The sequence below is a fragment of the Haladaptatus sp. W1 genome (assembly GCF_001723155.1).
Lineage (GTDB): Archaea > Halobacteriota > Halobacteria > Halobacteriales > Haladaptataceae > Haladaptatus > Haladaptatus paucihalophilus.
In genome coordinates this window covers 1-17,822 of the sequence record NZ_MEIH01000246.1, presented here as the reverse complement: position 1 = coordinate 17,822, position 17,822 = coordinate 1, and the positions used below count along the sequence as shown (strand labels likewise).

Here is a 17,822-nt window from a genome sequence, read left to right as displayed (position 1 = left end):
CTCGCGTCACTTCCGCCTCGCTCACGTCCGCAAAGCCATCGAATGCTTGCATACCACTCAGTGATATCACTAAGTTGTTGAAAAGGGTTTTCCTCCGTCGGTGACACGTGGCCGTCGCTATCGGATCGACTCGACTTTTGTCGAAAAACCTCGGTTTAGTGGCGTCTCGCGTCGATTTCGGACACGGAGAGAACCGCTCAGTCGTAGGTCGGCACGCGCCCGGATTCGTCGCTGCCGTCCACCAGCGGCAGGGACACCAGTTCCGCGCCGACGTCCTCACCATCGACGCGGACGGTCAGTCTCGACCCGATTTCCACGTCGTAGTCCACCAGCGCCATCGCGGCCGGTTCCCCGCGCGACGGACTCTCGATTCCGCGGGTGATTTCGCCGACGACTTCATCGCCCGCGAAGACCGCCGCGCCCGCTTCCGGTACGGATTCGGGGAGCAGTCCCGCGAGTCTCCGACTCGGTTGCCCGCGGTTTTCGACGCGCGAGACGACTTCCTGGCCGACGTAACACCCCTTCTCGAAGTCGAGGGCGTTTCGGAGGCCGAGCACGTTCGGAATTTCGCCCCGTAGTTCGTACTCGAACAGCGGCGTTCCGGCTTCGAGCGTCAACGACTCCCACGTCACCCGGCCGAAGGGAGCGGCGTTCATCCCTCGCGTGACGAGGGCGTCGAAGACGAGTTCGACGTTCGGCCGTTCGCGTCCGATTTCGTCCGCCGTCTCGTCCGTCGTGCAGACCACTTCGTAACCCTCCTCGCCCGTCGGCGCGTCGGTTCGAATGACCGTGACGCCCACGTCGGCCATCTTCCCGCGGATGAACGAGAGCTGTTCGTCCGGGGTGCTCGCGCCGTTCAGCACGCTGGCGACCTTTTCGGTGGCGTACGGCCCGTGGACGCCGAAGACGGCGAAGCGCTCGGTCGCGACGGAAATTTCTACGTCCTGAATGAACACCTTCTCTCGCCACTCCTCGGCGAGCGGTGTCGCCTCCCCGGGCGGCACGAAGAGCAGTAGTTGCTCGCCCGCACAGTAGACGTACATGTCGAGTTCGACCTTTCCTTGCGGGTCGAGCAGAACAGCGTAGGTTCCGCGTCCGTCTTCGCTCGGAACCGTGTTCGAGACGATGTTATCGACGTACTCGATTCTGTCGTCGCCCGAGACGACGAGGACGCCGTAGGGCATCTCCGTGAGTCCGACGCCGTTCCTGACCGCACTGTGTGCCCGTTCGGGTCGGCCGTAGTCGCGTGGCACCCGACGATTCCCGACCGAGCAAAACGTCGCTCCGTGGTCTTCGTGTAGCGCTTCGAGGCTCATACACGTAGTCGGGTGCGTAGGGGAGTAAAAACGTCGGATGCGCTACAGCGGCAGGCGCTCGATGAGCTTGTCCACGAACGACGGCTCCTCGTCTACCTCCTCGGGGTCGGGAACGACGCGCTCGTCCGGGCGGATGAGCGTTCGTCCCTCCTCCATTCCGGCTTCTATCAGCCCATCCTGTTTCAGGTTCGCGAGCGCGTCCTCCAACTCGTCGATGCCCGCCTCTACGTGAGAGCGCAGTTCGAAGACCGTCATGCCGTCTTCACTCCGGTCGACGAGGGCGTCGAGTACCCGGACCTCGATGTCCGGCCGACGTCGGTACTCCCGCTTGGCCTTCATGTTTGTCCCTATGTCACCCCGGTTTTTAGCCTTACCTCCCGTTCGACCTCGGCGACCGATGACCCCGAAAAAATCAGCACGTCGTCGGCCTCGACGGAGCGTCTCGCCGCACGGTTTCGACGTGCTCTGGAACGCGACTGCCGATAGCGCAATCGTATCAAACACTTATCAGGAAACTATCATGGTGTATCATAACATTTGATGACACATGACATCCAGCGTGCTCGACGAGATCGACGAAGGAATCCTGTACGCGCTCCAGCGCGATGCCCGCGGCTCGACCACGACTGACCTCGGAAACCGGTTCGGCGTGTCGGCCAGCACGGTGAGCAACCGAATCGACCAACTCGAATCCGACGGCATCATCACGGGGTATCAAGCGACGGTCGATTACGAACGAGCCGGATTTCCGCTGAACGTGTTGATGGTCTGTTCCGCGCCCGTCGGCGAACGGAGCGAATTGGCTCAACGGGTGCTCGACATCCCCGGCGTCGTGAACGTGCGCGAACTGATGATCGGCGAGAACAACATACGGATAGAAACCGTCGGGACGTCGAACGACGATTTGACGAGAATCGCAACCGCGCTCCCCGAGTTGGGGCTGGTACTCAAAGACGAGATTCTGATTCGGGACCAGTACTTTCAGCCGTTGAAGAAGTTCAGAATCGACGAGGACCGGACCGGCGAGGAGTGACGGGTCTTCCGCCGCGGTCGAAACAGTTTCGACTGGGTATGAGTCGAATTGAAACTTTCACAGCTTCTGTGCCCGAGACGTCAAAATGAGTTATGCGATTGGCATATCGATACGTCATCGTCGAACGATGCCCAGCGCACCGAAGCGACCCACGAACCGAGAACTCGCGGAACGGTCTCACTCGACGTCCCGTTCCGACGTCCCGTTGAACGTGCTCTTCCGGATACTGAGCGACCGGGTACGGCGGCGGCTACTCCTCCTGTTGTCCTCCGGCGACGGGCGGATTTCCATCGACGAACTGGCGGACGTACTGCTTGCCGAACGGGACGCGACGTCCCGAGAGTCGTTGCTGGTCGCGCTGCACCACACCCACCTCCCACAGATGGTCGATGCAGGGCTACTGGCATACGACTCCGAGACCGATGCCGTGCGATATCGTCCCGACGCGCGACTCGAACGCCCGTTGGACGAGAGTGCGGCGTTCGACGGGTAACCGTCGCCCGCTAGAACACGGTTTTGGCGGCCAGCGGTAGGGATGCCTATTCTCCGACCCGCTCGCTCGCGTCCCGAAGCAAGCCGTCCAGAATCTCCGGCGTCGTCGGGTGGTACGCCCTGTCCGGCACGTTGCGGACGTCCATACCGCGCTCTATCACGACCTGCATCGTCTTCGCCATCACGTCGGCGTGGTAGTGCAACCCCTGATAGCCGAGAACGGTGCCGTCGTCCGCGTCCACCACGAGTTTCGCCAGCCCCCTCGACGCCTGTTTCGTCTTGAACACGCCGTCGTCCGCCGCGCGTCGGCTGACGGCGACGTAGTTCCTCCCAGTCGCCTCCGCCGCTGTCTCCGACAGTCCCACTCTGGCGAAGGGATACACCCCGACCGCCGAGAAGATGACGTGGTGGCGGACGTTCTCGTACGGTTCGAGGTCGTCTCCGCGAGCGTGTGCGAGGATGTTCTCGGCGGCTTTGAAGCCCTGTTCTTTTGCCACGTGGAGAATCGGCTCCTTGCCGTTCACGTCCCCCACGACGAACGTTCGGGGGTCGTCGCGGGCCTGCATCGTGTCTTCGACCCACCCGCCACCGAATTCGAGCGCGGTGTTCTCCAGTCCGAGGCCGTCGAGGTTGGGCCGCCGTCCCGTAAAGAGGAACAACTCGTCCGCGTCGATGGTCCTCGATTCCCCGTCCCCGTCTCTGCCTCCGCCGCCGTTTCTACCTCCGTTCTCACTCCCTCTTCGTTCGACGTGGAGCCGAACCCCGTCCTCCGTCGATTCGACCCGCTTTTCGTACGTTCGGGTCAGTATCTCGATTCCGAACTCCTCGCGGTAGATGTCGAGCAGTTCGTCGCCGAACGGCGAATCGGCCTCGTCCAGCGGATGCTCGTCGTGTTCGGTGACTGTTAGGTCCATCCCCGCCGCCTCGCTGAGGTACGGGACGAGTTCGAGGCCGGTGTATCCGAACCCCATCACGACGCCCGAGTCGGGGAACTCGGTCGCGTCCAGCACGTCCGCGCTGGTCATGTAGTCCACGTCGTTCATGCCGGGTAGGTCGGGCACGTTCACTTTCGACCCCGTGGCGATGACGACGTAATCGGCCTCGATTTCTCGCCCGTCGATTTCGACCGTGTGGTCGTCTACGAGCCGTGCGGTGTCGTGATAGAACGCCACGTTCTCCCGCTCGGCGAGGTCGTGTACCGCGGCGCGCCGGTGTTCCGCGAAGCCGAGCACGTGGTCGTCTTTCAGTTCCACCACCGATTCCAAATCCACCTCCGGCGTCCCGGACAGCCGCGGGTCGTGACGCGCTTGATACCGATGACTCGCCGCCGACAGCACCTCTTTCGACGGCATACAGCCGCGGAGGATGCACAGCCCGCCGCCGGGGTCGCCGTCATCGACGAGGGTCAATCGAACGCTCGGGTCCTCCGCGAGACTCTGTGCCACGGCGACCCCCGCGCTTCCATACGCGCCGATGATGACGACGTGCGTTGTCATGTGTATCCAGTCTCGGTCAGGGATGTTAGCGGTTTAGGCGGCGGCGAGGATGGTGGGTTTCTCGAATCACCTTTGGCGGCTCGAAATCGGTTTCCCAGTACTAGTTAGTAGTTTTTAGTATGTTTTAGTATTATTCAGTGTCCTCTGGGATTTCAAACTGGAGTTCAGTATTACACGATGGGATTCAGTATCATCGCCCGGTAGAAAATGAGTTCTCTTACCGGAGTCCTCCGAACGGGACAGTCGTAACGAAGACCCCGAAAGCCCCCGCCACGCTCGCTGCGAGTTGTTGTTGGCTCTTCTGGGACTGCAAATACAGTCGTCACTGAAACCGCAACCGCAAACCGCATCAACCACACCCTCCCCAGCCGATTGCGCTCCTCTCTCCGAAAGAGCGTGCTCTTTCGTGCTCTCGCTCGCTCCGCTCACGAGAACTTCGTTCCGGTGCTCATCCACCGTCAGAGCGAAGCTCTGACGAGCCATTCGTTCGTTCCTTCGTCTCTCACGAAGACCTCGCACGCTATCAGTACAGGTCTTCGGACGAAGTGTCCTCAGACCTGTCCCAGCGCGCGCCACGATGAACGAACGAGATGCGGGAAACGAGCCAATCGCTACGGTGCGTACGCCAGCGGGTCGAAACGGTCGAGAACAGTGCGGTCGTGCGGTGCTATCTCGAAATCTCGCGTCCTTCCGTGTCCATCACGTCCTCGACTTCCGCTCGCGTGACGACGGCCACGTCGCCCGGAATCGTTCGCTTGAGGGCGGCGGTGGCGGCCCCGTATTCGAGCGCGGTCGGGACGGATTCGCCGTCGAGGCGGCGGGCGAGGAACGCGCCGACGAAGGCGTCGCCGGTGCCGATGGGGTCCACGGTGTCCGTGTCGAAGGCGGACTGCTCGTGAATCTCGCCGTCGTGGAGCGCCAGCGCGCCGTTCGACCCGCGGGTGACGACGACGGTTTCGAAGTCCCAGTCGTCAGCGAGGCCGCGGGCGATGTCGGCGGCGTCGCCGGAGCGGTCGAGGACGGTTCGGGCGTCGCGCTCGGCCGTGACGAGCACGTCGATGCGGGGGAACAGCGCGGTGAGCGACTCGCACGCTTCGTCGGGCGACCAGAGTTTCGACCGGTAGTTCACGTCGAAGGCGGTGGTCGTCCCGGCGTCCTGTGCCGCCGCGAGCACCTCGTCCACGGTGGATTCGAGCGTCGCGGAGAGCGCGGGCGTGATGCCGCTGGTGTAGAAGGTTCGGGCGTCTCGAATTTGGTCGAGTGCCACGTCGTCGGTGGTGGCCGTCGTGACCGCGGCGTCGGCGCGGTCGTAGATGACGTTCGTGCCGCGCGGGTCGGTGCCGTGTTCGAGGTAGTAGGTCCCCTGTCGTCCCTCGTCGCTCCACGCGATTTCGGTGTCGATGCCGTACCGTCGGAGTCCGGCGACGACGCGCCGTCCGAGCGGCGAGTCGGGTAGCTTCGAGGTCCACATCGCCTCGGCACCGAGTCGGTGGGCGGCGATAGCGACGTTGCTCTCCGCGCCGGCGGCACGGAGTTCGAGCGACGAGGTGCTCTCGATGCGTTCGCGGTCGGGCGGCGAGAGCCGCAACATGGTCTCGCCGAATGTCACGAGGTCGGTCATACCCGCGAGATGCACCCCGGTGCCCATAGTTTCCCCGGTGCGGGGTCGAAAAACGAGTTCGTTTTAGCTCCGTGCCGACTTCAGCGAGTCAGTTCCACGGTCCGAAGTCGGGGTCAACTTGGCGCTCTTCCCGCTCGATGTCGTCTATCTTCTCGATGTCCTCGTCGTCCAGTTCGAGGGTGAGCGCGCCGTAGTTGTCCTCGATGTGGTCCTCGCCCGTGGCCTTCGGGATGGCGACCACGTTGTCCTTTTGCATCAACCACGCGAGGCTGACCTGCGCTTCGCTGGTCTCGTGCTTCTCGGCGATGTCGGTCAGTTCGGGCACGTTGAACACGTTACCGCGGGCGAGCGGCGAGTACGCGACGAGCGTGATGTCGTTTTCCTGCGCGTACTCGACCAGTTCGTCCTGTTGGAGGAGCGGGTGCATCTCGACCTGATTGGCGTAGATGGGTGCGTCGAGGATTTCCTTCGCCTCTTCCAGATGCTCGGGTTCGAAGTTGCTCAGTCCGACGTGCTTGATTTTGCCCTCGTCGTACAGGTCGTCGAACGCCGCGAGCGTCTCTTCGGGGTCGTACTCGCGGGCGGGCCAGTGGACGTAGAGCAGGTCAACGTAGTCCGTGCCGAGTTTGTCCAGACTCTTCTCGGCCGTTTCGAGTACGTCGTCGTGTGCGAGGTTGTCTATCCAGACCTTCGTGGCGAGGAAGAAGTCCTCGCGGTCCACCGACGAGTCGGCGATTCCCCTGCCGACGTTCTCCTCGTTCCCGTAGGCTTGGGCGGTATCGACGTGTTCGTAGCCCAAATCGAGGGCGTAGGCGACGCTGTGTGCACACTCGCCGCTGTCCGTGTTCTCCCACGTTCCGAGTCCGAGCTTCGGAATTCCGTCGCTGTTGGCGTCGTATGTCATCGTATTTCCTGCAAGGGGAAGCAACGAAAAAGGGGTTGTGGCGGCGGAAATCCTGTGGGGGGAATCGTCCATTCGATTCCCGCTTCCGGAGAACTTAACCGCGCTCCGACAGACTCCCCGTGTATGCGAATCGCACTCTTAGGGGGTACCGGCGACATCGGGCAGGGACTCGCGCTCCGTTGGGCGTACGACACGGACCACGAGGTCATCATCGGCTCGCGCGACCCCGAAAAAGCCCGCACGAAGGCGACAGAGTACGAAACCGAACTCGACAGTCTGGGCGTCTCCCGCTCCATCAACGGCTTCGCCAACGGCATGGCCGCCGAACGCGGAGATATGGTCGTGCTCGCCGTTCCGCCGTTCCACATCCGCGACACTATCGAGGCGGTCGCGGACCGCCTCGACGACGCGGACGTTCTCGTCACCCCCGCCGTGGGGATGGACCGCGACGAAACCGGGTTCCACTACAAGCCGCCGAAGGTCGGAAGCGTCAGCGAACTCGTCGCGGACACCGCCCCCGACGGCGTTCCCGTGGTCGGCGCGTTCCACAACCTCTCGGCCGACCGTCTCGCCGACCTCAGCCTCGACCTCGACCAGGACACGCTCCTCGTCGGTGACGACGACGATGCCAAGGAACTCGTCGGACGGCTCGCCGAGGAGATAGACGGACTGCGGGCGCTCGACGCCGGTGGCATCGGAAACAGCGCGGAAGTCGAGAGCATGACGCCGCTCCTCATCAACCTCGCGCTCGAAAACGAGGGGATGCACGACGTCGGCGTGCGGTTCGAATAGCGTCCGCTGGTCGTGAATCCCGGACGGTTCGTAGCTGTTCGAAAAAGACTGCGTTGTGGCGGGACCGGAATTATGCGCCGGCTTTCTCCAAGACGCGTTCCAAGTCGTCGCGTTGGGTCACGCCGACGAAGCGCTCGACGACGCCCTCGTCGTCCTCGATGACGATGGTCGGAATCGAGCGAACCTGGTACTCGTTGGCGATGTCTTGGTGCTCGTCCACGTCTACTTTCTCGAATTCGACGCTCTCGTCCCAGTCCTCTTCGAGTTCGTCGAGGATCGGGTCTTGTGTCTTGCACGGCCCACACCAATCTGCGTAGAAGTCGAGTAACTTGACGGTCATGCGTTGCTCTTGGAAGGTTCCGTCGCCGCGTGCATAAGGGTTTCTTCCTCCTCGTCCTCTGCCGCCTGTTCGTCACTCTCAGTCGCATCGGCCGCCCTCCAGTCAGGTGATTTTCTCGATTCGTCGCTCCATCTCTCCGTCCATCCACGCGGCGAGTTCCTCGGGGTCCTCGTCGCGGAACGAGGCGTACTTGTCATAGAATCCCGTGTGTCCCAGAAACCGAACCGCGTCGTAGATGGGGCGGCGCTCCTCGAGTCCATCCGGGAGGCCGCCCGCCCGGTCCCGATAGCCGTCGTAGAACGCGCGGACTATCTCCTCGGGACCGTCGGCACGGAGCGAGTCGAACTGGAGGCCCCGCGTGCGCTCTACGTCCCGCACCGGGTCGCCGACGTGCGCGATTTCCCAGTCGAGAAGTCCGATTTTTCCCTCGTTTCGCCCCTCGGCGTGGAAGCAGTTCGGACGCGCCGGGTCGCCGTGGAGGAGCGTCGCTGGTGTGTCGTCCAGCAGTTCTCGGTTGTCCTCCACGGCCTCGATAACGGCGTCGAAGTGGTGGGAAAAGCGGTCTTGCGACCCGATGTCGCTCATCTCGGTCATCGTCTCGACGAGCACGTCCGTCCACGGTTTCGTCTCCAGTTCCAGACCGTCCGCGCTCCCGCCGACGATGCGGCCGTGTTCCTCGAAACGAAGCGCGTGGACGTTCGCCAGCGAGAGTCCGACCTGTCGGGCCAGTTCCGCGCGCTCCGTCGCGTTCGCGTCGGACCACGAAGACAGCAGGTTCTCTCCGACAACCGGTGCCGTCACGAGATACGGAACCGCTCCGGCGCTGTCGCTCGCCAGCACCGTCGGGACTGGTACGTCGCCGTGTTCGTCCACGTAATCGATTACGGCCCGTTCGCGGGCGATACGCGACCCGTCGCCGACGTTCGACATCTTCAGATACACCGACTCGCCGGAGCGGAAGTCGATGCCGACGGTTCGATTCTCGTCGTTCCACGAGGGGCCGGAGGGATGTACCGCGTCCACGTCGCGGTCGGGGAACGCGTCGTCGAGCGCCGCCGCGATCTGTTCGTCCATAGACATCACTTCTCCTGCCCCGATAAATGGGTTGGGTGTCTGGAGAACTGGATTCGATAGCATTGCGAAAGGTTTACCCCGACCGCTCTCGGACCCGAAACCATGAGCAGTGGTCAAAACTCCGGTGGGCTGATGTCCAGCGCCGGACTCGTGCGATACTTCGATGCCGAAGACCGGAACGCGATTCGAATCAACCCCAAGACGATATTCGCGTTCGGTGTCTTCTTCGGCGTCTTCATCATGGTGCTGAACTTCCTCGCGCTGTAACGAGGCCCTTTTCCCGACCTGTTCCGAAATGCCGGTATGAGTCTCAACGCTGGCGTCATCGCCGTCCAAGGCGACGTGAGCGAACACGCCGACGCGATTCGACGGGCCGGAACCGCCCACGGCGAATCCGTCGCAGTCACCGAAATCCGCCAGTCCGGTATCGTCCCGGACTGTGACCTCCTCTGTATGCCGGGCGGCGAATCGACCGCCATCTCTCGACTCCTGCAGTCGGAGGGTATCGCCCCCGAGATACAGGCTCACGTGGAGGCCGGAAAACCGGTTCTCGCCACCTGTGCCGGTCTCATCGTCGCCGCGACCGACGCTGGCGACGAGCGAGTCGATAACCTCGGCCTGCTGGACGTAACCGTCGAGCGCAACGCCTTCGGCCGCCAGAAGGACAGTTTCGAAGCTCCCCTCGACGTGACCGGCCTGGACGACCCGTACCCGGCCGTCTTCATCCGTGCGCCGCTCATCAGCGACGTCGGGTCGGCGACCGTCCTCGCCGAGTGGGACGACCGACCCGTCGCCGTCCAGGACGGACCGGTGGTCGGGACGTCGTTCCACCCTGAACTCACCCCCGACAGTCGGATTCACGGCCTCGCGTTTTTCGCCGACGAGTAGGGCATTCGGCGGTCGGCGAGGGTTTTGTGGACGCTTCCATTCGCCCGCGGTAAGCAGATTTTTGCCGCTGGGCCGCTTCGGTCCGCTATGGACGTTACAATCGACGCGGTACGTGTCGCCGCCACGGGGAGGGTCCGCTCCCCGTGGTCGTCCTCGCACCGGACGACGGCGACGACGTGCTTCCGATTTTTATTCGATTCGAGGAGGGTATCAGCATCGCCCGTGGCATGGAAGCCGAGGATATCGGGCGACCGCTGACCCACGACCTCCTGCTCGACGTGATGGAGGAACTCGGTGGCCGCATCGAGCGCGTCGTCGTCACCGAGTTGGACGACAACACCTACATCGCCGACCTTCACATCCAGACGCCGCGCGGCCACGAAGTCGTGGACGCCCGGCCCAGCGACTCGCTCGCGCTCGCCGCCCGTACCGGCACGCCCATCGAAGTCGCTGACGAGGTGTTCGACCACGGCCACCAGGAACGCGCACAGTTCGACGACCTTCAAGACATCCGGGAAGTCGCCCAGATAGGCCAATGAACGACGTACTGGACGACCTGTTTGAGGTCATCGAAGACAGGAAGGAAACGCTTCCCGAGGACTCCTACACCGCCTCGCTGTTCACCCACGAGAAGGGCGAGAACGCCGTCCTCGAAAAATTGGGCGAGGAGATGACGGAACTCATCCTCGCCGCGAAGGACGACGACCGGGAGGAGATGGCCTACGAGGGCGCGGACGTCATCTACCACCTGCTCGTTCTGCTCTCGATGAAGGACATGGAACCCGCGGACTTGCGCGCGGAACTGGAATCGCGGCGCTGAATCGCGGCGCTATCGCTCACCGGAAAGCACGTCGCAGCAAAAAGAACGAATCGGATTTAGCTGACGAGTTTCTCTTCACCGCGCTCGACGATGATGCGGCACGGCGGGGAGATCTTGTTGTAGGCACGGCGGAGCGCGTCCTTCACGAGGGGCGCGTCGTCCACGGTACACCACGCGGTGAACACTCGATCACCGTTGGCGATTCGTGCTGCCGTCCCGACCGGCTTACCGAACGCCTGTCGCATTCCGTCGGAAACACGGTCCGCACCCGCACCGGTCGCCTGCTTGTTCTCGCGCAGGACCTGGTGGGGGAACTTGCGGAGAATCATCTTGTAGCCGGTTTCGCCGATGTTCTTGAGCAGGAAGCGGTTCGCGGACAGGCGGGAGGCCTCCAGCGCACCGTGGCGAATCTGGCATTCTTCTTCGACGATGAGGGAAATCTGAACGGGGTAGTCGTCCTCGTTGCTGTCCACTTCGCCCATCTTGTGCTGTGCGATCTTCGAACCCGGAATTCCGGTGATGTATTCGCGTCGCGTGTACGAGGGCTTGTCGATGGCCCGGTACATCGAGGCAGGTTTGTCGGACATAGTTACTACTGAATCTGTTGGTCAGGGCGTGAATAAACCCTTCGAAGCGCGTTCGACGCTTACTGGACGAAATCGCCGACGAAGCGGTCAGGGACGTACGCCAGCATGTGCGACGGAATCCGCCCGACCAGCCATTCCGCGATGTTCACGAGGGGCTTCCGAAGGAGCGCGTAAACCCCCGAAATCATGACCGCGAGGACGACGAGCGTCTGAATCGTCCCGTCGTAGAGCACGAGGCTCGGCACCGCGAGTGCGACTCCCAGCGCGAAGTCCTCCGGCGCGCCGTCGTACCGAATCCAGCGACGCGGCGGAATCCACTGCCCGTGGAAGTGGCTGTACACCGCACGTTCGGACTGGCCGAGCCACGGTTTCAGTTCCAACCCGCCTCCGAAGGCGTCCGAAACGGAGTGTGCTGCCGCCGCGAAGAGGAAGAACCCGAGCGCGAAGGTCCACGGGTTCGGTACCAACATCGCCCCGGCGAGCGCCGCTGTCGCCGCAATCGAGTAGTACACCGGGAAGTGAAGCGTCTTCCTGTGTCCCGAATACAGGTCGAAATCGGGAAACACCCCACCGGCGAGCCCGGCGAAAACGGCGACGGGAGCCAACTCCGGTGCGACGAAGAGCGAGGCACTCCCGAGCAGCACGCCGATAAGGGCGTGCGTCGTTGCCATCATAGTACCATCGATACGCAAGGTTCGCATAAACACCTGTCGGAAATTCGTGGTACCCCATAGCACACGTCGATAGCCACTGTTTACCTCTTCCGACACTTAGCGCAAATCGGGATGAAAATCGGCATCTCCTCGTCTCGTCTCGTCCGACTGATGCAGTTGGCCATCCTCGGCATCACGTTCGTCGGCCTCGTAACGAGGAACGTCGGAGTGTTCGTGAACGGCGTCTTCGCGTTCGGCATCACCGTTCTTCCCGGGGTGCTGCGGCGCGACTATCGTCTCTCGCTCGACACGTCGCTGACGCTGTGGATTACGGCCGCCGTCTTCCTCCACGCAATCGGCATGCTCGGACTCTACGACGAGGTTTGGTGGTGGGACCACCTCACGCACCTGCTCTCCGCGACGCTCGTCGCGGGCGTCGGATACTCCACCGCGCGCGCCTTCGACGAACACTCCGACGCGGTGTTCTTCCCGCCCCGGTTCATGTTCGTCTACGTCCTCCTGTTCACGCTCGCGTCCGGCGTCCTCTGGGAAGTTCTGGAGTTCGCCGTGCGAGGGAGTGCTCACATCATCGGTGTAAAACCCGTGCTCATTCAGTACGGACTCGACGACACCATCGTCGACCTCATCTTCGACGCCGCGGGCGCGGTGCTGATCGCGCTGTTCGGAACTAGCGTCCTCTCCGAGACGGTCGAGACGCTCCTCGCCCGGTTTTCGAGGGAGAACGACTGACCGACACCGCACGAACCTATCCGTCGAGTCGAGCCGAGAAGAGCACATAGTAGCCGTCGTCATCCGTCAAGCCGTTCCGACTCACTCCCGCGAGTAATCCCACCCCGTCACGTCGCTCGGGAGGATTTCGCCGTTGATGTGCCACGTCCGGGGCCGGTAGGCGACGACGAGGATACCCGCGTAGAACGCGACGACGATGCCCGTGACGATGGTTCCGGGAATGTGACCGATAGCGGCTGCTTCCGGCCACGTGTCGTTCGTGTAGGCTGTCAGCTGGAACACCCACGCCACGAGCAGGACGAAGAAGAGCGGCGCGTACACTCGACGGAGACGGTGTGCCAGCGCCTCTTCCAGTGAGACCTTCATCTTCGGATGGCGGTAGTCCTCGCTGAGCTTTCGTCGCCACTCCTCGTCAACGACGCCTTTGGAGTCGTCGAGTCCGAGTGCGAACACGTTCTGCTGGAGCATCCGGACCCGCGATCGCCAGATGTCGTAGGCGCGATAGCGACGCGCCTCGATGAGCAGAAAGATGCTCACCGTGATGATGGCGAGGAGGACGATGTAATGGGGATTGCTTCGACTGGAGAACGCCCACGTCAGGATGGCCGCCATCAGCGTTATCGCCCAGTTGCTCGTCCGGTCCAACCGCTCGCGCCAGAACTTCATTCGGTGAATCTCGCCACGGTACAGGTGCGCGAGCGAGGAACTCGGCCCCATGTTCTGCTCCAGCAGTCCCGCGCCGATCTCTGTGCCACTGGTATCCGGTGGTTCGGGTGTATCTTCGTCAGTCATAATCGGTGAGAGGTGTCGGTTTCTATGTCTACAGTATTGTGCTGTAGAGTAAAAACCGTCGTGGTTCCGTATCGCCGACCTTCGTCTCACCGTGTCCCTTTCTCGGTCGTTTGTCGTCGCGCTCTCCGTCGATAACCGTCGCTCTCGCGTTCCAATTCGTGATTAGTTCCAACTGACGCAAACGAACCGCTCGGCCGCACTGCTATGCGGTTTCGCGTCGGTAAAAGTGTTGTAGTAGGGTATTCCTCACAAAATCGTCGCCCGATTACAGACGGGTGACGTTCTTCGCTCGGGGGCCTTTGGGGCCTGTTCGATATCGAATTCGATTTCCTGTCCCTCTTCGAGGTCAGCGCCGCCCACGTCTTCCATGTGGAAGAAAACGTCGTCGTCCGCGTCGTCCGTCGAGATGAAACCGTAGCCGCCAGTGTCGTTGAAGAAATCAACTTTGCCTTTCGCCATTGCTTTTGTATGGAATGGTGCCCCACGGATAACACTTCCGAGAGTGGTGTTACCACGACCCCCGGGTTTTTTACTCCCCGAGAATCCGTGCAACTACTCCCGCGATGAGGACGAGCGCACCGGTGATGAACGTCCCGGGGACCGGGAGGACGAACAGGACGAGACCGAGGACCAGAACGAGCGTCGATGTTTTCATGACGGACTGGGATTCATCTGGCCCACGGTTATGGTTTGTGGGTGAAAAGGGACATAACGGGAGTCGAGCGAGGTTTCGTCAGACGACCGCGAAGACCACCAGTCCGACTCCGGCGACACCCGAGAGTGCCCCGATGCCTCGCGCCAGTCGTTCGCCGTCGGGTGCCAGTATCTCGACGGATATCAGCACGGTGACGGCGACCATCCAGAGGAGGTTCATCGACCCCACGACGACCATCAACGCCATCAGCGCCCAACAGCACCCGACGCTATCCACGCTCAGTCGCCATCCGGAACGGAGCGCATCGCGAATCCCCGAAACGTCTCCCTCGAATACGCTGCTCGGCCGCCGACAGTGTTTCAGATGGTGGTGTTTGAACGGCGACAGTTGATATGCGGACAGCACCAACAACGTCGCCGCCAGCAGGAAGGCGCGGTTCTCCGGCGCGATGGATGCGATGGGAACGACGAGATTGAACGCGAGCGGGACGACCCCCGTGAGGATCCAGACGAGCGTGTACGTTCCCATCACCGACACGACGGTCGCCGTCCGTCGCACCTTCGTCGTCTGCCCAACCGCGTCGGCGTACGCTCGAAACGCGTGTGCGGACGACGGGTACATCATCGCGGTCATCATGGCCCCCCACAGGACCAGATACAGGCCGACACCGGCCACCCCGTTCGACAGCGCCATCGCCTCCGGGACTCCGGGAGCGGACATGTGCATCGCCATCGCCGACCCCGGCATGGGAAAGACGCGAGTTGCGAGCAGTATCCACGCGAGAAGCGCGACGCCGTAGGTGAACAGGACGACGGGATGTCGTTGGCGGGCGAAGAACCGACGTGAAGTATTCCAGACGTGCATAATTTCCTCCGAGCGGTTCCGCCATCGCTCAACAGACATACGATAGCAGTCGGCATAAGACTGCTCTGCTCTCACTGAAACCCGCTCAGTCGTCCGCGTACGACGCTTCGGGGCGGAACTGTCGGCTGATGACTTTCCACCGTCCCGTCGAAAACCGATAGTAGTTGAGGACCGCCGGAATCGTCGTCTCGGCGACGAACGAGAGATACAACCCCGCGATTCCGAGCGCCGTCGTCGCCCCGAGGTACGCCAGCGGAATCGAACAGCAGAACATCCCAACCGCCTGTGCCATGAACGGCCAGCGGGTGTCGCCGCTGGCGTCGAGCGGCCCCGCGACCGACCCGTTTACTCCCTGTGCTAGGATGGCGACGCACGAGACGTACACGAGCGACACCGCGATGGGAATCGACGGGTCTCCCGAGTCGGCGACGAACGAGAGCACGATGGGTTTTGCAAACGCGAACACGAGAGCGGCCGCGACGACGTACGTCGCCACGGAGAAGAGGATGACATCGCGGGCGTACGTCTCGGCACTCCGTTCGTCTCCCGCCCCGAGTTCTTGCCCCACGAGGCTGCTCGACGCCAAGCCGAATCCCCAGCCGGGCGTGTTCATCAGGCCCCAAATCCGACGGCTGATGACGTACGCCGCCGCGACGCTCGGGCCGAACAGGGCGACGATGGCGAGCATCGGAAACTTAGCGACCGTCCACACCATGTTCCGCCCGACGACCGGCAAACCGATGTGCACCACCTTCCGGAGCGTTTCCACGTCGAGATACGTCCCAGTCGGGTCCACCTTCACGGGCAGTTCTCCCACGCCGGGAAGCCGACCGGCGACGACCCCGACGGCGAACACCACGGTCACGATGACGTTCGAGAGGACCGTTCCCCACGCCGCACCGGCGACACCCATCCCGAACTGGAAGACGAACACGGCGCTCAGGACGATGTTCGTCACCGCGCCGCCCGCCCGAAGTAGCATCGGCGTCCACGCGTCGTCAGCGCCGATGTAAATCCGACTTCCGACGAGGTTGAGGGCGGCGAGCGGAACCCCGAGCGAGACGATGTGCAGATATCGCGCACCCAGTTCGACGGTCACCTCGTCGCCCGTCATCAACGAGACGAGTTCCGTTGGAAATAGCCAGAAGGCGGCCGCAACCGGAAGCGAGACCAGCAGCACGAGCGCGACGCTCGACCGAATCGCTTGGCCCATCTCCTCGTACGCGCCCGCCCCGTATCGCTGTGAGACGAGCGCGATTGTCCCGCCCGCAAAGCCGCCGCCGAGCGAGAACGCCATGCCCCAAAACGGTGCCGCGAACCCGACGCCCGCGATGGCCGCCGGTCCGATGGCGATGCCGACGAACGCCACGTCGACGGCGTTTTTCGACATTCGAGCGATGCCGGTGACGATGCGCGGCCACGCTAAATCCGTCGTTCGGCGCACGTTTTTCGCGTCGACGAGGCCCAGACGGGAGAGTACGAGACCGATTGCGAGAATAGTCCACCGTGCCGGGTTCGGGAAACGAGCGTCCACAGAGGTTGTTTCGAATCGAAACTAAAAGTTCTTTTCAGATGCGGTAAGGGAAGTGGGAGTTCGTGTCGTTCCGTTTCTGTTTCCGTCTTGACTCACGTCTCCGGGGTGAGAACCACGCGCGAATCCCCCGTCACTTCCACCCGATAACCGAGATAGGCGAACGCGACGGACGACATCGCGTCCGAGGAGCTGATCCGTTCGAGGGCATCGCCGTCGACGGCGAAGTAGAGCGGGTCGAGGTCGTCCACGTCGGCGTTTTCTGCCGCCATTACTGCCGATACCACGGCTTCACAGACGGATTCGTCCGAACCGATACTGCGTTCGTAACTGTCCCGTGATTGAGTGTTCGCCGGTTCGACCGGCATTCTGCTCGTTGATTCCTTCATGGGTCTCACTCGTTGGCGAGTCGAACGTTAAGAGCAAACCACTCGGATTTCGACCCGTCCTGTAACGACGTATGGAGCGCCACGTGATTAAAGACAGGCGCGCTATTTCGGGGTCCGAAATCGCCCGCCTACCGGACCGACGTTTTTATCCGATGCGGCCCTACGTTCGTCCGTGAGCAAGGAATGGGGGCCTGACGACATCTTCGACGTTCTGGCGAGCGGAACGGTGAGGGAGATACTCCTCTTGAGCAGCTCCGCGGCAATGTCCGTACAGCAACTCGCGGAGGAGTGTGGTGCGTCGAAACCCACCGTATATCGGCGTATCAACAAACTCCACGAGTACGACCTGCTCGAACAGGAGGTCGTCATCGACGAAAGGGGGAACCATTACAACACGTACCGGACCAACATGGACCGCATCTGCTTCGAAATCAGTGACAGCGAATTCGTCGTCACCATTCGGTTCGACGAGGACCTCATCGACCGATTCGTATCGGCGTGGACCGGTCTCAGAGGGTCGGAAAACGGAGTTGATTGACGTGTCGCTCGTCCATAACGCAGGTGAGCGTTCGTGGTGAACGGCGCTCTCTTCTGGACGTTCGTCCTCACGAACCTGTTCGTCTTCGTCGTCGGCTCGGCGCTCACATATCTGAGCTATGCGGCGTACCAACGGGTGGGACAGCGGTCCTTCCGATACGCGATTCTCGGATTCGGCACCGTGACCGTCGGCTCGCTGACCGAACTCGTCTACGAACTCCTGATAAAGCGGGGTAACGAACTCGACATGACCGAACTGCTCGTCCTCCGCACCGGTGAATCGGCGCT

General features: G+C 62.3%; 23 protein-coding genes and 2 pseudogenes. 10 read left to right on the top strand and 15 right to left on the bottom strand.

Annotated elements, in window-relative coordinates; translation table 11 throughout:
• Positions 1-197: 197 nt before the first annotated feature.
• Both BG842_RS10780 and BG842_RS10775 read right to left on the bottom strand, forming a co-directional pair.
• Positions 198-1,316 carry an aminomethyltransferase family protein gene (locus BG842_RS10780; protein WP_069450721.1) on the bottom strand — a complete coding sequence of 373 codons (1,119 nt, stop codon included), beginning with the start codon at positions 1,314-1,316 and terminating at the stop codon, positions 198-200.
• A gap of 42 nt (positions 1,317-1,358) precedes the next feature.
• Complete coding sequence (locus BG842_RS10775; protein ID WP_007979856.1) at positions 1,359-1,655, bottom strand: DUF6432 family protein; 297 nt, start codon at positions 1,653-1,655, stop codon at positions 1,359-1,361.
• Between the two features lie 208 nt (positions 1,656-1,863).
• Between BG842_RS10775 and BG842_RS10770 the strand changes: the two genes are divergently transcribed.
• A complete protein-coding gene (locus BG842_RS10770; RefSeq protein ID WP_069450720.1) occupies positions 1,864-2,349 on the top strand; it encodes an Lrp/AsnC family transcriptional regulator in 486 nt (161 codons plus the stop codon).
• Between the two features lie 127 nt (positions 2,350-2,476).
• A complete protein-coding gene (locus BG842_RS10765; protein WP_069450719.1) occupies positions 2,477-2,842 on the top strand; it encodes a hypothetical protein in 366 nt (121 codons plus the stop codon).
• 46 nt (positions 2,843-2,888) lie between these two features.
• Here the strand turns inward: BG842_RS10765 and BG842_RS10760 are convergent, their stop codons facing one another.
• From BG842_RS10760 to BG842_RS10750, 3 genes are all read right to left on the bottom strand, one after another.
• A complete protein-coding gene (locus tag BG842_RS10760; protein WP_069450718.1) occupies positions 2,889-4,337 on the bottom strand; it encodes an NAD(P)/FAD-dependent oxidoreductase in 1,449 nt (482 codons plus the stop codon).
• Between the two features lie 667 nt (positions 4,338-5,004).
• The gene (gene kdgK1 / locus BG842_RS10755) at positions 5,005-5,958 is read right to left on the bottom strand and encodes a bifunctional 2-dehydro-3-deoxygluconokinase/2-dehydro-3-deoxygalactonokinase (protein ID WP_069450722.1); all 954 of its coding nucleotides are present in this window, start codon (positions 5,956-5,958) and stop codon (positions 5,005-5,007) included.
• Positions 5,959-6,046: 88 nt separating this feature from the next.
• Complete coding sequence (locus BG842_RS10750; protein ID WP_069450717.1) at positions 6,047-6,862, bottom strand: aldo/keto reductase; 816 nt, start codon at positions 6,860-6,862, stop codon at positions 6,047-6,049.
• A gap of 123 nt (positions 6,863-6,985) precedes the next feature.
• On the opposite strand from BG842_RS10750, the gene npdG reads away from it, so the two are divergent.
• Positions 6,986-7,654 (top strand): NADPH-dependent F420 reductase, encoded by a 669-nt coding sequence (npdG, locus tag BG842_RS10745; RefSeq protein WP_069450716.1) that lies wholly within the window; start codon positions 6,986-6,988, stop codon positions 7,652-7,654.
• A 70-nt stretch (positions 7,655-7,724) separates the two neighbouring features.
• Here npdG and trxA read toward each other — a convergent pair whose 3' ends face one another.
• Positions 7,725-7,994, bottom strand: a complete 270-nt coding sequence (gene trxA, locus BG842_RS10740) for a thioredoxin (protein WP_007979845.1) — start codon at positions 7,992-7,994, stop codon at positions 7,725-7,727.
• A 102-nt stretch (positions 7,995-8,096) separates the two neighbouring features.
• Positions 8,097-9,068 carry a phosphotransferase family protein gene (locus BG842_RS10735; RefSeq protein WP_069450715.1) on the bottom strand — a complete coding sequence of 324 codons (972 nt, stop codon included), beginning with the start codon at positions 9,066-9,068 and terminating at the stop codon, positions 8,097-8,099.
• A gap of 102 nt (positions 9,069-9,170) precedes the next feature.
• On the opposite strand from BG842_RS10735, the gene BG842_RS10730 reads away from it, so the two are divergent.
• The 4 genes and pseudogenes from BG842_RS10730 (at position 9,171) to hisE (ending at position 10,776) form a co-directional block, all read left to right on the top strand.
• Entirely contained in the window at positions 9,171-9,335 is a 165-nt protein-coding gene (locus BG842_RS10730; protein WP_026177836.1) for a preprotein translocase subunit Sec61beta, read from the top strand.
• A 36-nt stretch (positions 9,336-9,371) separates the two neighbouring features.
• Positions 9,372-9,956, top strand: a complete 585-nt coding sequence (gene pdxT / locus BG842_RS10725) for a pyridoxal 5'-phosphate synthase glutaminase subunit PdxT (protein WP_069450714.1) — start codon at positions 9,372-9,374, stop codon at positions 9,954-9,956.
• 87 nt (positions 9,957-10,043) lie between these two features.
• Positions 10,044-10,495 (top strand): annotated as a pseudogene (locus tag BG842_RS10720) (bifunctional nuclease family protein).
• Entirely contained in the window at positions 10,492-10,776 is a 285-nt protein-coding gene (hisE, locus tag BG842_RS10715; RefSeq protein WP_007979835.1) for a phosphoribosyl-ATP diphosphatase, read from the top strand. Before BG842_RS10720 ends, hisE begins: the two are co-directional and overlap by 4 nt.
• Positions 10,777-10,832: 56 nt before the next feature.
• On the opposite strand, the gene BG842_RS10710 is transcribed toward hisE, so the two are convergent.
• Both BG842_RS10710 and BG842_RS10705 read right to left on the bottom strand, forming a co-directional pair.
• On the bottom strand, positions 10,833-11,363 hold the full coding sequence (locus tag BG842_RS10710) for a 50S ribosomal protein L16 (RefSeq protein ID WP_007979833.1): 531 nt from the start codon (positions 11,361-11,363) through the stop codon (positions 10,833-10,835).
• A gap of 59 nt (positions 11,364-11,422) precedes the next feature.
• Positions 11,423-12,037, bottom strand: a complete 615-nt coding sequence (locus tag BG842_RS10705) for a metal-dependent hydrolase (RefSeq protein ID WP_175424126.1) — start codon at positions 12,035-12,037, stop codon at positions 11,423-11,425.
• A gap of 111 nt (positions 12,038-12,148) precedes the next feature.
• Between BG842_RS10705 and BG842_RS10700 the strand changes: the two genes are divergently transcribed.
• The gene (locus tag BG842_RS10700) at positions 12,149-12,766 is read left to right on the top strand and encodes a hypothetical protein (RefSeq protein WP_069450712.1); all 618 of its coding nucleotides are present in this window, start codon (positions 12,149-12,151) and stop codon (positions 12,764-12,766) included.
• Between the two features lie 81 nt (positions 12,767-12,847).
• Here BG842_RS10700 and BG842_RS10695 read toward each other — a convergent pair whose 3' ends face one another.
• The 6 genes and pseudogenes from BG842_RS10695 to BG842_RS10675 form a co-directional block, all read right to left on the bottom strand.
• The gene (locus BG842_RS10695; protein WP_069450711.1) at positions 12,848-13,558 is read right to left on the bottom strand and encodes a DUF2270 domain-containing protein; all 711 of its coding nucleotides are present in this window, start codon (positions 13,556-13,558) and stop codon (positions 12,848-12,850) included.
• A 265-nt stretch (positions 13,559-13,823) separates the two neighbouring features.
• Positions 13,824-14,017 (bottom strand): annotated as a pseudogene (locus BG842_RS10690) (cold-shock protein).
• Between the two features lie 70 nt (positions 14,018-14,087).
• Entirely contained in the window at positions 14,088-14,213 is a 126-nt protein-coding gene (locus tag BG842_RS32500; protein WP_256388521.1) for a hypothetical protein, read from the bottom strand.
• Positions 14,214-14,291: 78 nt separating this feature from the next.
• Complete coding sequence (locus tag BG842_RS10685; RefSeq protein WP_069450709.1) at positions 14,292-15,077, bottom strand: DUF2182 domain-containing protein; 786 nt, start codon at positions 15,075-15,077, stop codon at positions 14,292-14,294.
• 85 nt (positions 15,078-15,162) lie between these two features.
• Entirely contained in the window at positions 15,163-16,611 is a 1,449-nt protein-coding gene (locus tag BG842_RS10680; RefSeq protein WP_069450708.1) for an MATE family efflux transporter, read from the bottom strand.
• Positions 16,612-16,703: 92 nt separating this feature from the next.
• On the bottom strand, positions 16,704-16,997 hold the full coding sequence (locus tag BG842_RS10675; RefSeq protein WP_069450707.1) for a HalOD1 output domain-containing protein: 294 nt from the start codon (positions 16,995-16,997) through the stop codon (positions 16,704-16,706).
• 172 nt (positions 16,998-17,169) lie between these two features.
• Here BG842_RS10675 and BG842_RS10670 point away from each other — a divergent pair, with 172 nt between their 5' ends.
• A complete protein-coding gene (locus tag BG842_RS10670) occupies positions 17,170-17,535 on the top strand; it encodes a helix-turn-helix domain-containing protein (protein WP_069450706.1) in 366 nt (121 codons plus the stop codon).
• A gap of 33 nt (positions 17,536-17,568) precedes the next feature.
• On the top strand, positions 17,569-17,822 hold a 254-nt coding region (locus tag BG842_RS10665; protein ID WP_069450705.1), incomplete at its 3' end, for a hypothetical protein.